This window comes from Pseudomonas sp. 65/3-MNA-CIBAN-0223 (assembly GCF_040310425.1).
Taxonomy (GTDB): Bacteria; Pseudomonadota; Gammaproteobacteria; order Pseudomonadales; family Pseudomonadaceae; genus Aquipseudomonas; species Aquipseudomonas gregormendelii.
On the sequence record NZ_JBEOPV010000195.1, the window covers coordinates 1 to 263 of the forward strand.

The 263-nt window shown below is 44.9% G+C and carries 1 protein-coding gene; it reads right to left on the bottom strand.

Going from position 1 to position 263, the window contains the following annotated elements:
* A partial coding sequence (locus AAEZ09_RS28530) for a hypothetical protein (protein WP_350601701.1) occupies positions 1–263 on the bottom strand: 263 nt, incomplete at both ends.

Consider the following 263-nt stretch of genomic DNA (forward strand, 5'->3'; position numbering starts at 1 on the left):
GGTAAGGGCCTAAACCCTCGCCATTTTGAATGATTTTTTGGTTATTGTTGCGGCTTAAATCAAGTAACCATACATTGCCCATGTAATCGTCATGCACTAAATAACGGCCATTGGGAGATAACGACAAGCTGGTGCGTAAAGTGCTGCCATCTTTAGTGAGCTGCTTAGCACCAGCAGAACCGTCGGCAGGATATTGCCAAATTTCTTGTTCGCCAGACGCATCGCTAATGCCATAAACCCATTTGCCGTCATCACTTAATAGT